The sequence below is a fragment of the Shewanella sp. 10N.286.51.B2 genome, assembly GCF_041469265.1.
Lineage (GTDB): Bacteria > Pseudomonadota > Gammaproteobacteria > Enterobacterales > Shewanellaceae > Shewanella.
Genome location: NZ_JBFRKH010000021.1, coordinates 81,125 through 97,457 on the forward strand (window position 1 = coordinate 81,125; position 16,333 = coordinate 97,457).

General features: G+C 37.0%; 11 protein-coding genes. 10 read left to right on the forward strand and 1 reads right to left on the reverse strand.

What is annotated here, in order from left to right:
* The first annotated feature begins 50 nt into the window (after positions 1–50).
* The 5 genes from AB4140_RS06285 to AB4140_RS06305 all read left to right on the forward strand — a co-directional run bounded on the left by AB4140_RS06285 (position 51) and on the right by AB4140_RS06305 (position 5,532).
* Positions 51–1,682, forward strand: a complete 1,632-nt coding sequence (locus tag AB4140_RS06285) for a tryptophan halogenase family protein (RefSeq protein WP_372000190.1) — start codon at positions 51–53, stop codon at positions 1,680–1,682.
* 32 nt (positions 1,683–1,714) lie between these two features.
* The gene (locus AB4140_RS06290; RefSeq protein WP_102435441.1) at positions 1,715–2,443 is read left to right on the forward strand and encodes a SapC family protein; all 729 of its coding nucleotides are present in this window, start codon (positions 1,715–1,717) and stop codon (positions 2,441–2,443) included.
* Positions 2,444–2,552: 109 nt separating this feature from the next.
* On the forward strand, positions 2,553–4,040 hold the full coding sequence (locus AB4140_RS06295; protein ID WP_102435439.1) for a tryptophan halogenase family protein: 1,488 nt from the start codon (positions 2,553–2,555) through the stop codon (positions 4,038–4,040).
* A 6-nt stretch (positions 4,041–4,046) separates the two neighbouring features.
* A complete protein-coding gene (locus tag AB4140_RS06300) occupies positions 4,047–4,730 on the forward strand; it encodes a DUF6445 family protein (RefSeq protein ID WP_372000192.1) in 684 nt (227 codons plus the stop codon).
* A gap of 13 nt (positions 4,731–4,743) precedes the next feature.
* Positions 4,744–5,532 (forward strand): ThuA domain-containing protein, encoded by a 789-nt coding sequence (locus AB4140_RS06305; protein WP_102435435.1) that lies wholly within the window; start codon positions 4,744–4,746, stop codon positions 5,530–5,532.
* On the opposite strand, the gene AB4140_RS06310 is transcribed toward AB4140_RS06305, so the two are convergent.
* On the reverse strand, positions 5,529–6,581 hold the full coding sequence (locus AB4140_RS06310; RefSeq protein ID WP_372000194.1) for an SMP-30/gluconolactonase/LRE family protein: 1,053 nt from the start codon (positions 6,579–6,581) through the stop codon (positions 5,529–5,531). The genes AB4140_RS06305 and AB4140_RS06310 overlap by 4 nt on opposite strands.
* A gap of 133 nt (positions 6,582–6,714) precedes the next feature.
* On the opposite strand from AB4140_RS06310, the gene AB4140_RS06315 reads away from it, so the two are divergent.
* The 5 genes from AB4140_RS06315 to AB4140_RS06335 all read left to right on the forward strand — a co-directional run bounded on the left by AB4140_RS06315 (position 6,715) and on the right by AB4140_RS06335 (position 16,296).
* Entirely contained in the window at positions 6,715–7,959 is a 1,245-nt protein-coding gene (locus tag AB4140_RS06315; RefSeq protein WP_372000196.1) for an endo-1,4-beta-xylanase, read from the forward strand.
* A gap of 567 nt (positions 7,960–8,526) precedes the next feature.
* Positions 8,527–9,693 carry an endo-1,4-beta-xylanase gene (locus tag AB4140_RS06320; RefSeq protein WP_303446336.1) on the forward strand — a complete coding sequence of 389 codons (1,167 nt, stop codon included), beginning with the start codon at positions 8,527–8,529 and terminating at the stop codon, positions 9,691–9,693.
* 404 nt (positions 9,694–10,097) lie between these two features.
* Entirely contained in the window at positions 10,098–10,676 is a 579-nt protein-coding gene (locus AB4140_RS06325; RefSeq protein WP_372000198.1) for a hypothetical protein, read from the forward strand.
* Positions 10,673–13,210 (forward strand): hypothetical protein, encoded by a 2,538-nt coding sequence (locus tag AB4140_RS06330; protein ID WP_372000200.1) that lies wholly within the window; start codon positions 10,673–10,675, stop codon positions 13,208–13,210. Before AB4140_RS06325 ends, AB4140_RS06330 begins: the two co-directional genes overlap by 4 nt.
* On the forward strand, positions 13,180–16,296 hold the full coding sequence (locus AB4140_RS06335) for a tyrosine-type recombinase/integrase (protein ID WP_372000202.1): 3,117 nt from the start codon (positions 13,180–13,182) through the stop codon (positions 16,294–16,296). The genes AB4140_RS06330 and AB4140_RS06335 overlap by 31 nt, the downstream gene beginning before the upstream one ends.
* The last annotated feature ends 37 nt before the right edge of the window (positions 16,297–16,333 follow it).

A 16,333-nucleotide genomic window follows, 5' to 3' on the forward strand; every position in this document is an offset into this window, starting at 1 on the left:
GGCTGCCCCCAGTCGCTATCACCCTTATTTACTTGTGTTTGTGGTGAGCTATGAATAATAAAATCACAGAAGTTGTTATTGTTGGCGGTGGTACAGCAGGCTGGTTAACAGCAGGGATCCTTGCTGCACAGTTCAAAAAAAAGTCACTAGCGATTAATATCACCCTAGTTGAATCCGCTGATATTCCCACGATAGGCGTGGGTGAGGGGACTTGGCCTTCAATGCGTGAAACCCTGAAACATATCGGGATTCGCGAGTCAGATTTTTTAACTCATTGCGATGCCAGTTTTAAGCAAGCGTCGAAGTTTGTACATTGGAACAATCCAACGACGAGTCATAGTTTTTACTACCATCCATTCACACAACCTGTCGCGGCTGATTTTCAGCAGAGAACCGACATTGCAGTCACTAACCACTCTGCTTGTCATTACGATGGTGCAGCCAGTTTCGCTCAATTATTCTGTTATCAATCAAGTCTTTGCCAGCTTAATTTAGCCCCTAAATTAACCCATACAGCAGATTACGACTATATCGGTAATTATGGTTATCATCTTGATGCGGGTAAATTTGCATTATTATTAAAAAATCATTGTATTGATACACTTAACATCAAACATATCAGCGCTAACGTCATAGGACTTAATGCGGATGCAACAGACTTTATTACCTGTTTACAGACGGATTCTTTAACGTCGCCGCTTGTTAATGGTGACTTATTTATCGATTGCAGTGGTCAACAGGGCTTATTGATAAAACAGCATTATAAAATTCCGTTTATTTGTAAAAAATCTATCTTGTTTAACGACCGTGCCGTTGCGGCTCAGGTGCCTTATTCATCGAAAAACCATCCCATTAATTCAAGTACCCTTGCCACAGCGCAGGCTGCTGGTTGGATTTGGGATATTGGATTGCAATCTCGCCGTGGGGTTGGCTATGTGTATTCCAGTGAGTTTATATCAGATGAAGAAGCCAAGATTGCGTTAACGCAATACATTGGTGGTGAAGTCGACAGCGTAAGCGTTAAACACCTTAGCTTCAATCCTGGCCATTTAAGCAAATTTTGGCATAACAACTGTGTTGCTATCGGCATGTCAGCTGGCTTTATAGAGCCGCTAGAAGCGTCAGCTTTAGCCTTAGTCGAACAATCAGCGATGTTTATTGCTGAGCAGTTTCCGCATCATGTGCAAGTATTGCCTCTTATTGAAGAGCGTTTTAATCAACGAATGCTCAACCATTGGCAACAAATAATTGATTTTTTAAAGCTGCACTATGTTTTATCAAATAGAAAAGACAGTGAGTATTGGCGTAAACATAAAGATGACACCACAACGCCAACTTCTTTACTGAAGTTATTGGCGCTTTGGCAGCACCAAGCCCCGAGTAAATACGATATTACCCAAGCTTATCCGCTTTTTCCTGCTGCCAGTTATCAATACGTGTATTACGGCATGAAGCAACATGAGCTGAGTGACAAACTCGATTTAAGTCAATACTCGGCGCAAATACAGAAGGTCGCTCAGCAGCAACAACAATTAAAACAAGTCGCTATTTGTAATCGAAGTTTACTTAACAGTATTCAGCAAAGCATTATTCAAACAAGCAGAAACAAAGATCTCACTATAAAAAAAAGCCCCATTCATAACCGCGCCGACGATCATCATGACAAGGCTCAATTAGCATAGTGGTATTAATAAAACCCAAAAGGAACGCATCTATGGCTACTCACGCATTATTAAATAACGTTGAACATAAAAATATAAAAATTATTACCGAACGTTCAGCTAAGTATGGCGATGACCAGTGGTTTTCACCGACTTTTGTCGCTGAATTTAAAACGGTTCAGGCTCATTACCCGATTATGTTTCAAAAAAATGCTGACACAGGCGAGTTTACGCCAGTCACCCTGTTTGGGTTTAAAAATAATGAAAACTTATTCTTAAATGAAGGTAAGTGGGATGCCAGTTATATCCCGCTTTCAATGCAAAGATTGCCATTTTACATTGGCACTCAGCATTCGGTAATGAACGGGGTATCTGAGCCACAAAGAGTCATTACCTTAGATATGGACTCACCTAGAGTCAATGATGAGCAGGGCGTTGAACTGTTTTTACCTTTTGGTGGCAATAGTGAATATTTGGAGAATATGGCCAATATACTTGAGGAGTTACATCAAGGGCTCAATGCGAATGCATTATTTGTTGCTGCACTCACTCATTTTGATTTACTTGAAGCGGTGACTATCGACGTGACGTTAAATAATGACAGTCAGCATCAGTTAATTGGTTTTTATACTATCAATGAAGATAAGCTAGCCAGTTTGGCGGCTGATAAAGTGATTAAATTACATCAATCAGGGTATCTTGAAGCCATTTACATGATTATTGCTTCTCAGGCGCATATGAGAAAACTGGTTGAACGTAAAAACAGTCAACTGACCCATTAATGGGATTTTGATGATAAATACTTTATCAGTAAATTTGTTTATTTATTATCATTAATTCGATACCGTATCATGGCTATATATCTTTTAAACAAGCATGCAGGCTACTGAAATGAATAAAAAAATAACAAACGTAGTTATAGCTGGCGGTGGTACTGCTGGTTGGATGGCTGCTGCCGCTTTTGCTAAGTTATTAGGCAAGAATATTAATGTCACTTTAGTTGAATCTGATTTAATTCCTACCGTAGGTGTCGGTGAAGCAACCATACCGACCTTACACATTTTTCATGATTTATTAAAAATCAACGAAGCTGAATTTATGGCTGCGACGAATGCCACGTTTAAATTAGGTATTTCTTTTGAAAACTGGCGTGATGTTAATCAAGACTATATGCATTCATTTGGTTACATAGGCCAAAGTTGCTGGGCTGCAGGATTTCAACATTTTTGGTTAAAAGGTGTTAAGCAAGGGGTTGCCAGTGACATAGGCGATTACTGCCCTGAACACGTGGCAAGTCGTGTAGGTAAATTTGCAGTGCTAGCTAATCATGATAGAAATCATGCGTTTCATACCGATGCAGGACTTTACGCCCGCTTTCTACGTCAGTTTTCTGAAAAGTATGGCGCTAAACGCATTGAAGGAACGATTTCAAAAGTAAATTTAAATGAACAAAATGGTTTTATTGAATCGTTAACATTAGCTGATGGTCAACAGATTGCTGGTGACTTATTTATTGATTGCACCGGTTTTAAAGGCATGCTGATAGAAGAAACACTGCATACCGGTTATGACGATTGGCGTCATTGGTTACCTTGCGATAGCGCAATTGCGGTGCAAACGAAGCAAACGAAACCACTGGTACCTTATACCCGCTCTATTGCTCATCCTTGTGGTTGGCAATGGCAAATACCGCTGCAAAATAGAATGGGTAATGGTTTAGTCTTTTGTAGTCAATATCTGTCTGATGATGACGCTAAATCATTACTGCTTGAAAATATTGAAGGGGAGCTGATCAACGAGCCTCGAGTTATCAAGTTTCGGACTGGTACTCGACGTAAGCATTGGAATAAGAATTGTGTCGCTATCGGTTTATCCAGCGGATTTATTGAACCACTTGAATCAACCAGTATTCATTTGATCCAACAAAGCATTGTTCGATTAATGCAAAACTTGCCAACAACCGCAATGGAAAGTGGCGTGGTTGACAATTTTAATCAAAAGATGCGAATTGAAATTGAGAATATTCGTGACTTTATTGTGCTTCATTATCATGTGACAGAGCGAAAAGACAGTGAGTTTTGGCGCTATTGTAAGCAAATGGATATCCCTGAAAGCTTACAAAAAAGAATAGATTTATTCAAACAAAGTGGCCAAGTGTATAAAACAGATCAAGAGTTGTTTGGTGAAGCTTCATGGCTACAAGTGATGTTAGGCCAAGGCTTGATGCCTGAGCAATATCATCCTATTGTCGATAACATGTCTGATGACGAATTGGCGCAGTTTTTAGGTACCATTAAACAAAGCATCGCTAGACGGGTAAATAGCTTGCCTAACCATGTGGATTTTATAAATAACTACTGCAAGTCTACAATCAGTTAAGGCGCTATGTTTAGTATTAATGCTGATATAAAGCCTCGTATTGAATATATCGGTAACAGTAAAATACCTATTGTTATTATTGATGATTATGTCGCGGACATCGAGGTTGTTCGTGACCAGATCATTACTGCTTGTCAGTTTATACAGGATAAACATACCCAATACCCGGGGATCAGAAGTGCCATGTCCAAAGCTGATGTGGTTGCTTACTTAAAACCACTGATGCAAGCCTTGTATTCTATTTTTAATTTGCCTAAACACCTTACGCCAAGCCCTTGTGATAACTATTACTCACTGTTGACCACAGCAGAAGCTGATTTGTCATTAATACAAACCATTCCACACTTTGATACTTATCATCCTAATCTTATTGCCTGTATTCATTACTTATCTTGTCATCAACATGGCGGTACCGCTTTTTTCCGCCATAGACGTAGTGGCTATGAATTTATTAATGAAGCCCGATTAGCAGAGTACCAAACAACACTTAATACTTTACAGCATAGTGGCTACTGCACTGAGGATCATCCAGATTTTGAATGTTATAAAGTGATCCCATATCAGCAGAATCGGTTAATTATTTTTCCTGGGCAACTACTGCATTCAAGCCTGGTAAAACCGGCGTTTGATATCAATGACAATCCCATTACCGGTAGATTGACGGCAAATTTATTCGTCAAATTTAAATAGGATAATATTACAAATGCATAAATTTTTACTCGTGGTATTTATAGCCATTGTTGGTTTTAACCATCAACACAGCCACGCGACAGGTTTCGAAACCTTAGCGGCTAAACAATTCAACGTACTATTATTTACTAAAACAGCTGGCTGGCATCATAAGTCTATTCCAGCAGGCGTCACGGCGTTTGAAAAGCTTGCAGATAAACATTATTTCAATCTGATCTGGCATGAAGAAAGTCATTACTTTAACGATGAGTACCTCAGCAAGGTTGATGTCGTGGTATTTCTATCTACTACGGGTGATATTTTGTCGAATGAGCAGCAGCAAGCCCTTGAACGCTACATTCAGTCAGGAAAAGGTTTTGTCGGGATACATAGTGCATCGGATACTGAACATGACTGGGGCTGGTATCAACAACTCGTTGGGCATACGTTCGTTATACACCCGGTAGTGCAAACAGCTTGGCTGTCTAAAGTGTCTAGTGAATTTCCTGGTCTAGAATCAATGCCTGAAAAGATGCTGTGGACTGACGAATGGTATGAGTTTGGTGAAGCTAATTCAACGGGACTGAATTATCTTTTGACTGTCGATGAAACCAGTTATAACCCTAACGCTGATTGGGGCACCAAGCAGGGCAGCGGCATGGGTGATTTTCATCCTATTGCTTGGTATCACAACTTTGATGGCGGTCGATCGTTTTATACTTCATTGGGCCATATCAAACCAGTTTATCAAAATAAGCTTTTTTTAGACCATCTATATGGCGGACTATATTGGGCTGCTACGGGTAAAGGAATAGTCGATTAATTTGAATGAGTTGTTGATATACCTGCAATCGTTGATTGTAAGGTAAATAAGCCATTACCCGTGGTGATAAGAATGGTTTTTAAATCTTTACCACCAAAAGCCAAGTTGGTAATTTTAGGGGCAATATAAACGCTTTGAAGTAATTCACCTTGTGGGTTATAGACATACAATTTACCTTCATTATGACTGGCAGCATAGATGTTTCCGGCACAATCAACATTGATCCCATCTGGTGTATCAATGTTGATTTTAAAAATTAATGCCCCTAACTCATTATTCTCCGTAAGTTGGTGTGCAAATATTTGATGGCTATAATCACCGACATATAGGATTTTGTTGTCAGATGATAAACTAATTCCATTAGGTTTGATGAACTTAGTTGATAGCAAAGAGACTTCATTTTTAACATTAACTTTATAGACACCGGTGAAGGGGGTTTGTTGCGTTCTACCGCTTAATTGCCAGTCGGGATCGGTAAAGAATAATTCTCCTGAAGGATGCTTAATAAGATCATTGGGAGAATTAAATTTTGCGCTGTTAAAGTCATTTACCATTAACACTCGTTCTTTGGTCGTTAGTGAAAATGTATTCACTGAGCGCGTGTCATGATTCATGCTGATTAACTGTTTATTCTCAGCTAGCAGTCCATTGGTACCGCTATTTTCAATAAACAACTTAACACCGTCTTGCTCATTCCATGAATAAATAGCTGCTTTTGGCCCATATGTCTGAGGACCATTAAAATCCATTTCTGAAAAATAAAATTTACCTGTCAACCTAGACCAAGTTGGCCCTTCTAAGAATTTGAGTTGAGTGGTGATCAATTTAGGTGATAAGCCTTTTGCAAAAGGACGTATATCCTTTGGGCAGTTTGCAATTATGGTTGAATGTGATTTGGGGGCAATCAAATTGCTTTGTTTATCAGCGGCCTTTATGTTTGGTGCCAAGACTAGCATCAGCCCAAAAACAAAAACACGCTTTAAATTGCCATTAGTTAGTGTATTCATATCTAAACCGTCTCTTTGAATATTGTCATGTTTATCTACCATGCATTGATGCTCAAAAGCTTAGTCGCTTTTTTTTGTATCAATAAATTAACAAAATAAACTCAAGTGGTCAAATTGACTATTACATTGAAATCCTCATAAGATAGCTAACACTATTTATACAAAGGATGACAGGATGAAACTAAACACAAGGAAAGTAGGCGTAGGGAAACAAGCATTAACGACATGCTTAGGCGTATCTAGCCTCGCAATATTAAAGTTATCAGTTTTAAAACTAGCTGTGATGCCAATATTTTTTTCAATGTTGTATTCAAGCCATGGCGTTGCCACTGAAGCTGAGATACAGAACGGTCTCATTGAAAATGAAGCTTTAAAACAACACTTTAAAAATGATTTTAAAATTGGGGTAGCAGTGAATGATGAAATTGTCTCAGGACAGGATCCTCTTAGCGCTGGCATTATTTCCAAACAATTTAATACCATCACCATTGAAAATGCCATGAAGGCAGAAATCGTTAACCCACTTCCCGATCAATTCAACTTTACGGCAGCGGATCAATTTATTGATTTTGGAAAAAACAACAATATGTTCGTCGTAGGACACACGCTGGTGTGGCATAACCAAACGCCTGATTGGTTTTTTAAGCAAAAGAATGGTGAAGCAAACTCTCCAGAACAGCAAATTGATCGAATGGAGCAACATATTAAGCTAGTTGCAGGCAGGTATCTGGGCAAAGTGGATGCTTGGGATGTGCTCAACGAAGTCATTGGTGATGATGGTAACTATCGTCAAACCGTGTGGACTAATGTTATTGGAAGTGGTGACGAAATGGCAAAAGCCGCTTTTACCTTTGCCGCCAAGTACGCGCCTAATACCGAGCTTTATTATAACGATTTCAATGCCTGGAAACCGGCTAAGCGTGACGGTATTGTACGTATGATCAAGATGCTCCAAAGTGAAGGGATAAAAATTGATGGCGTCGGAATTCAAGCGCATTGGGGACTTAACTTTCCCAAAGGTCATCTCATCGAAGAGGCAATTGATGTATACGCAGCATTGGGGCTGAAGGTGATGATCACTGAACTCGATATTGATGTGTTGCCATTTACCAAAGAAGGGCAAGTTATTGGGCAAGGCTTTATGCACCCGCAGTTTCAGGAGCAAGAATTTAAAACTTACTTAGATCCATATTCAGATCATTTACCCGCTGACATTGAAGCAAAATTAGCAGCACGATATACAGAGCTATTTGATATATTCAAAGCAAAGCGTGAAAAGATCGACAGAGTCACCTTTTGGGGATTACATGATGGAATGTCGTGGAAAAATGACTATCCAATTCCGAACCGCACCAATTATCCGCTGCTATGGGATAGAAAACACCAACCTAAGCCTGCATTCAAGGCACTGTTTAACTAAACATTTGATTTCAAGCTGAATGCTGAACGCCGCAGATAGACATTGTTGTTATTTATTACTTCAAACTCCCGATCTTAGCGGTAGATAAACTTTATAGCCATTTGGCTCTGGCTTTAACGGCTAATGGTGATAACGACTGTAATCATTCGTTTGATGCTGAAGTTAAATCGTCAGTAAATATAAAATCTATGTTACATAAATGTTTTAATAAGCAGCAAAATAGTCTATTTTAGATTAGCTTGTTGTCCAAAGGACTATTTGATAGTTTCTCATTATAACCCTAGCAGTATAGGAATAATCATAATGAGTGCTTTGGACTTGATTTACAAAATGGCGAGAGCAACTGAAATCTTTACTCATCAGTTAGACATTTCTTACCTTGGTATTAGCAGGCTATTAAGTTGCAGGCTTAATTGAGAGCCTGTAATTAAAGCCAATATTTATTCGGATTAGCGACTATCAGTCACTAATTAGATTCGTTTAAACGACAACTATTAACCTTGTTTGGTCGATGTAATGCATTAATATTCGGCCAGATTACTCACAAATAGCGGGACATGGAAAGTGATGAAAATAATTAATAAATTCAATAAACCGTTAATTGCAGGTTGTGCCACGGTAGTTTTAGCGCTATCAGGCTGTAATAATGACCAAGGTGTCACTCAGCAAACAAAACCTGAAGCAACAGCAACATTGACTCAAGATATTATTTTAAAAAATCAATTTGCTGAAAACTTTAAAATTGGTACAGCAATCAGTAAATCTCAAGTATTGAACCCTACCGATCCTGAGCTATTGTTAGCGGCTAAACACTTCAATACCTTCACGCCTGAAAATTCGATGAAATGGGAGTCGGTGAACCCATTACCAAACGAATATCAATTTGATGTTGCTGATGCATTAGTTAGCTTTGCTGAGCAAAATAATCAACAACTTGTAGGTCATACTCTCGTTTGGCACTCGCAAACGCCTGACTGGGTATTTGAAGATGATGCGGGAAATCCTTTAAAACGTGAACAACTATTAAAGGTTATGGAAACACATATTAAAACTGTCGCTGGTCGTTATGCTGATCAAATATTTGCTTGGGATGTAGTAAATGAAGCACTTAATGAAGATGGCAGTTTACGTGAATCAAAGTGGCAGCAAATTATCGGCGATGACTTCATAGAGCAAGCCTTTATCTATGCACACCAAGCTGCGCCTAATGCCAAACTGTATTACAACGATTACAATATGTTTAAGCCTGAAAAAAGAGCAGGTGCTATTGCGTTAATCAAGCGACTGAAACAAAAGGGCATTCAAATCGATGGTGTAGGTATGCAAGCCCATTACTCTCTTGATTACCCAGACTTCACCGAAGTTGAAGATTCAATTGTCGCGTTTGCTGCAGCAGGTGTTGATGTCATGGTCACAGAGCTTGATATTTCAGTGTTACCATTTCCTGAAAACTTAGCAGCAGGCGCCGACGTCTCATTAGATGTCGCACTGCAACAACAATATAACCCGTACGCTGCAGGTTTACCCATTGCAGTAGAGCAGCAATTAGCATCACGCTATCAAAACTTGTTTGCTCTCTATAAAAAACATAGCGACAGCATAGGTCGAATTACGTTTTGGGGGGTAAGTGACAAGCAAACTTGGCGCAACGGTTGGCCAATGGCAGGGCGAACAGATTATCCGTTACTCATTGATCGAGATATGAAGTTAAAAGCTTTTGTGAATTCTTTATAAGCCTTTATATAAACTACAAAACAGCCACTCTTTGAACAATCACTGAGTGGTTTTTATGATATTTAAAAGTAGTTGATGATATTTTGTAAATCTTAGGAATTTTGAACATAAAAAAACCAGCATAAGCTGGCTGAATTATTATGATTTGAAATTGGTACAACTGAGTGGATTCGAACCACCGACCCCTACCATGTCAAGACGTTCTCCCTCTAAATTTCATTAATTCCTAACCTATTGAATTAGTCTATAAATTATTAATTTTTAGTGGTTTATGTGCTATAGATCAGAATATAATTCGATGTTTTTAGCAATTTAAGACCAATTTATCTCTTGATCTGGTCACAAAATAGGCACAAACTGTAAATGTCCAAATTGACTACTACTGAACATTTTGTAGGTGATTGATGAACATTCATGCCGCTAATTTTGAAAAGAACTTAGATAAGCTTTTGGTTGATGTAAAACTTGAGTCTGTAACATTCAAATCAATTACTCTTGATCGAGAATTAAAGAGCTTTTATGAGTCATTTAATTTAATCAGTACATTAAAGCCAAGTTCTGATGACGAATTTGAATCTCCAGCTTCAATATTGCTAGATTCATATCAAGCTCCACTCTTAGTTAGTCAAACCCAGGCAGGTTACTATCGGTTGATATCAGGTGTTTTAACGTATCAGAAGTTATGTAAGCTCTATGCAGCAGACGAAAGTTCATTGGTTCCTTGTTTAGTTTTACCAAGACGTCCTAATAAAGACACTCTAAGATTGCTCATGCTGAATGATATCGTTCGCCCCTTACTAAAACAGTTCGTTGATGTTACCGGACATACTGTCACTATGTCATTATCGGCATGGTTCATTACTGATGAGCAACCATCTGTTTTCAAATCCCCTCAGTGGCAATCATTATTTCCAAAGATAAGAACCAAAACAGAATTATGTGAATGGTTACATATCAGCACCAAAGTGGTTAAATTAAAATGATTACTTTAAAACAGTATTTGTGTCAGCATATTTTTCAATATAGTGAAAAAAACTTACTGGAGCTCAGTGAAGAGGAAATTGTAGAAGATCTCGAAGTGTTGATTGAAAGAATATCAGCGCCAGTGTCTCTGGGTGGATTAAGCCAGATTATCAAAATGATAAAGGAAATAAAGCATTTCTCATCGGTTTCAGCAGAAAATATTTTAAGAGAACTTCATTTGGCACCCTATATCTTTTCGGCGCTTGATGATCATGGTTTTTATATAGATGATAAAATTTTAGAGGCTGAATATTATCGTATTACTTACCACAAAGGTTGGTGCAGTGAACATCCTTTCTATGTTTTATTGCTAAAGTCCTATCAATACCAACTCACTCAAAAGTCATGTCAACTTTTGGCTGCATTTATAAAGCACTACTATGTAGTTCTAGATACTTTGAGAGATCCTGAACTTGCGACAACATCATCTACTAGAGAAGAAGAGGCATGTTCTAATCTTAGACTTTTTATGAAATCCACAGGTCAAGATTTTATTGAATTTCACCAGACGATACCTTTTTCAGATAAAGACACGCCAGAATTTATCGCTTTTCAAATAGAAGAATATCTAGAGAGTAAAGATAACTGGTTTTATTCAGTACATAAAAATTACCTTCGAGTGTTATTACATTTTTTTTCAAATGACTGGAAATCACCTAAGAGCTTTATTAGAAAACCTTCAATTATTGATCGTGAACCTAAACGCTATGTTGATCCCAAAGCATTACCTATTGTTGGAGCGCAAGAAGATATCTTTGCTTTAATCCCTGATAAACCTTTGACTCCTAATGGAGACGGTTTAGATGAGGATGACCAATTTGAAAGCCAAAAATTTGTAGTTAATAATCGTGATTTAACTACCAAGAGAGACAAAACTGAGCTACTGGATATAGACATTCCATTCAACAAAAACATTCAAGCTAGGATAGCAATTGACGTTACAGCGAATGTTCGTCGATCCCATAATATGGGAATGCAGAATACTCAATTATTAATGCCTGAAGAGTTAAACTTTTTAGTAAGTACATTGATAGCAAACGGCAAAAAACAAAGTAACCTTGACGTCGTTATTACTATTTGGCTGATGCTGCTGTTGAGTAAAACCATCGCAGAAATTCAAAACTTGTACGTTTTTACAGACCTATCTAAAAAGCGGCAAGGTCTATACATTGATGAAAATGGTCAGGGCTGGTGGCATTTTTTTGTCCTGCATTCAGCCAAATCAAGGATGGAACACTTTGGTTTAAGGAAAATCAAAGAAGAAGTCTTTACATCTTGCCCTGATTTTTTATTAAAAATAATTCGCGCTAATTTTGGTAAGAACACTGTCGGGCCAATAATAAATGAAAAAAATATAGAAGTATTAACGAATAAAATCACTCTTAAACTTAAAAAAATGTCTGATAGTCACAGTTCCGGCCGAATAAGTATTACACGCCTCGTCAATTTCATAAGCTACTATCTTAATTCTACTGAGATTATCGACCCTATTTATATCGATTATAGTTATGCTGTTCAAATGTATACTACCCGTGTAGCAAGAAGTTATGCCAATGTATGTGACCATCATCGATGCAAACAGTTAAACAAACTTTGGCTGAATGTTGAAGAAGATATTTTAAGATATTCATGTAAACCATTGCCAATCAGGTTTTTTGACTTGCGCTACTATTCAACAATCAATCATTTTATGGGTTCTTCATTTACACCAACTAATGAAGCAATTACAAAATTGATTAGTGCTTTATCACAGAGAATATCAGCATCAAAGCCAAGCTTTCATCATAAATTAGAAAGCATCATCGATTACCACAATGCGTTTACTGCTTATACCGCATGGATGTTGTTATTTGGTACGGGTTATCGAGCTGCTTGGAACCCTTTACCTACATTAGCGTTATTCTTGCCATCCTTTAATCTTATGGGTATAAGCGATAAAGATGATTCTGATTTCACCCACTCCAGAATTGTTGCTGTTCCAAATGTTTTAAAAATTCAACTTGTCGAATATAAGAGGCACTTAGGCTGCTTACGATCGTTATTACGGATCTTAATGCCAAAAATTTGTAGTTCATTAGATAAAATCGTCGATGTAGCTCAAAACGTCCTCGGCTTTAATCATTCTCAAGCCTCACAATGGTACAAAATAATAAGAAATTCACGTAAAGAACAAGGGCCTTTCTTCTTTTTTCATAAGCAGCGATCAAGTACTGTAGTTAAGAATTTATCACCGTCTGAACTGGTTGGATATTGTAGAAGAGAGATAGTGTTACCAGCAAATGCTGGTCGACATTGGCTAAAATCTAAATTGCTTGATAAAAATGTTAATACTGAATTAATTAATTTTCAAATGGGTCACTGGCAAACTGGTGAGGTGCCATTAGGTGATTATTCTGCACTCAGCCATGTAGAAGCAATCAATGAAATACTTCCAACACTCAATGAATTATTTAAGGAGGTTGGATGGGTACCAATAAAATCCGTTCTTTCATAAAAGAACTCAACGATGATCGGGATTATCATCCATTTTATTGTGATTGCAGAGATGCTTATTATAATAAAAGCAGTAATACAGCTGTTGTGGAGCCACAGAGGGTTTCTGAAAAGGAGTTTCTAAATTTTTATATTAACTTACTCGGACATCTTAAAAAAAATATTCTAAACTCAAATACCAGTTTTTTACACAATGAATTGAAGTCTTTAATAGCTAATTTGAAGCCTGCAGTCATCATTAAGCAAACTCAATTATTGATTCTGCAATCACTCCTTAATTATGCCAAAAAACACCTAAATATTGATTCACCAAATATATCGACCATTGTTACTTTAAAGCGAGATAAACCCATATTGACACCGGTTGATCTTGTCAAAATGCCTGTAGTTGAATTACTCAATTCGATTCTAGATAGTGAATTAATCACGCCTAACAGAGAACTCTCAACCGCGGGTAAATTAGGTCGCGCAGCCTTAATGATTTATTTAACGGTAAGCATAGGAAAAACCGAAGATTTATTGTCGATACTTGAATCACCCGAGGATGTGTTTTATGTCGGTGGAGTGTGTTATTGGCAGTCTCAAAAACAAAATTCATCCAAAAGGTTTATTTTAAGTGATGTCGCGTTGATGACAATACAACAGTGGCATGGTCTCCAAAAAGATAAGCGTGTTAAAGAACATATGATTAAATCATCTATATTGGTGTACTTAAATACAGTCTCTGACTTCAATTGGTCTGATTTATCAATAATCAAATTAAGGACATTGCGTAAGATTGACAATGTTTTACGTTATGGACCTGTTCAGTATCGAATGTATTTATTACCTAGTGTTTGTCAAGCATTGCCAGAGCATGCTTTCATTCGTCTTTTAACGAACAAAGCTTGTAAATACACAAATCCGCACACTGTTGAAACTAGTGAAGCAAGTGTTAAACCATTAAAAAGTTGGAAAGCAGTACTCACTGACACTTCGGTGTTTATTTCTATTGATCAAACGCTTCAAGAGTTACAAATTATTTTTGAACACGTTTTGTTTTTGGATGAAAGCAATAAAAACCGTACCGATTGTTTAACTTATTTAACCAACATCCTTAAAACTCAAAAAATAGTCAAAAATTCATGCCTATGGCTGCTTTGCTCTTGGTTCTTTATTTTATTAAAGAATGGTGGTACTTACAAAAAACGTTTAAGAATATCTACCACTGTTGACTATGTTAAAAGTATCAGTAGACCTTTTTTATCTATTTTTAGTACAAGTGACATTAAGTTATTATCAGGGGAAGATTGGGCTAATAAATTAAATGAAACTTCTGAGTTATTTACTTCAGCTCAACGAAAAAAATATGTTTATTATTTTGCCCAATTTTTATTAGATTATGATTTGGTTCGTGATTTATGTTTGTCTGATATAGATGTCGTTGGAAGTGCAAGTGAGGTTGATGCTAATTTGATTTCAGCATCTCATATTGAAGAAGTGTTGAGCTATTTAAATCAACACGCACGGGAGAGTCCTGTTCATCAATATGCTTATTTTTTACTTTGCTTTTGTTTTTTCAGTGGTTTGAGACGAAATGAGACGGCTAAATTAACCTGGGCAGATTTTTCATTTTCTCAACAGGAGCCAAATCAAGATGAATTTGACTATGTTCAATTATCGGTAAGACCAAATTTACACCGCAAACTTAAAACGGCTTCAGGACGGCGTGAGTTACCTTTAGATGCGCTTTGGCCTAAACCTTCACTTAAAAAGTTACGTACAAAGTATCAAATACATAAAAATGCTAAGGGGAATAAAAAAGCATTGCTTTTTGAGAACGCTAAACACATTAACCAAGCATATGATTTGATAACCGATTTGCTACGCCATTACACCCAAGATTACAGTTTAAGGGTCCATCATCTTAGGCATAGTTTTGCTAATTGGTCATGGTGCCGCTTAAACCCAACCATTATAAAACAAGGCAAATCACAACTGATAATCTTCAACAATGTTATTTTTGAAGATGAATATTTAGAACGCTTACAGGATCGTTTAAGTTACAGTAATAACTCACGAAAAAAAATGTTTGTGTTGTCACATTTAATGGGTCATAAAGGAGTTGAATCGACTCTTAACAGTTATCTTCACCTTAAAGACATTCTATACTACCTTGAGATAAAGCCTCATTTTATGCTTACCAAGTACTTCATTTCTGAATGTGTTGGCCGCGCAACATTAGTTGATGAAGATCAAGGGTTAAGTTTGGCTGAAAGGATTAATTATTTCACTCAAGATACAAAAAGAATATTAGACATTAAACCAGCACCTTTGAACACTTTATTACGAATGCCTTCTTTCTTTAACTTTGAACTGAAAATATATCCTAACTTAAGTATCAGTAGTTTGACTTGGGCCAGGGCATTAAATGCATTAAAAGTCAGCTCCGTAATAGAGTCATCAGAGCATTTTAATGTACCTTTAGACGAATTACAGCAGTTACTCGAGAATGCTAAACAAATTAACCAGAATTACCCACGTACTGGTAAAAAACTACCATTAATTCCAAAATTTCCACGTTTAAGTCATTTAACTTGTAGTAAAGCGCTAGACAAACAATTGGTTATATCTGATAGAGTATTTATCTTTTTGTGCAATCAACTTGATAAGAGTATTGAGGAGGAGAGGTTATCATTAGAAAATTTAAGGCAGATCATGGAGATTATAAGATATGCCATACCAGGTAAAGATTATGTTCTACGGTGCCCTAACGTATACATTTCTAGAGTTTTTATTCGATTTTGTCAATTACTTGGTTTAAAAAACAGACATTTAAAGTTTAAATTCTATAGTGCTGACTTAAGTGAAAAAGTCTCAGAGGCAGTACAAATCAAATGGAAGAGAAGATTGGCTGAGCATGAGTTTAGTCATGCTAACTTTGAAGTAGCGACTCAAAATGAAAACAAATACTTAGGAAAGCATGATGGTTCCGGATTCTTAGAGATAGCAGTTGTTAATAATCTTTATAAAAGGGTACAAAGACATCAAAGTATATTCAGTTTTTTTCATTTGGTATTGATTTTAAGTTATGAAAACAAACGGTAACATGTCATTTTCTTAAAAATTACATTGTAAATAGTCA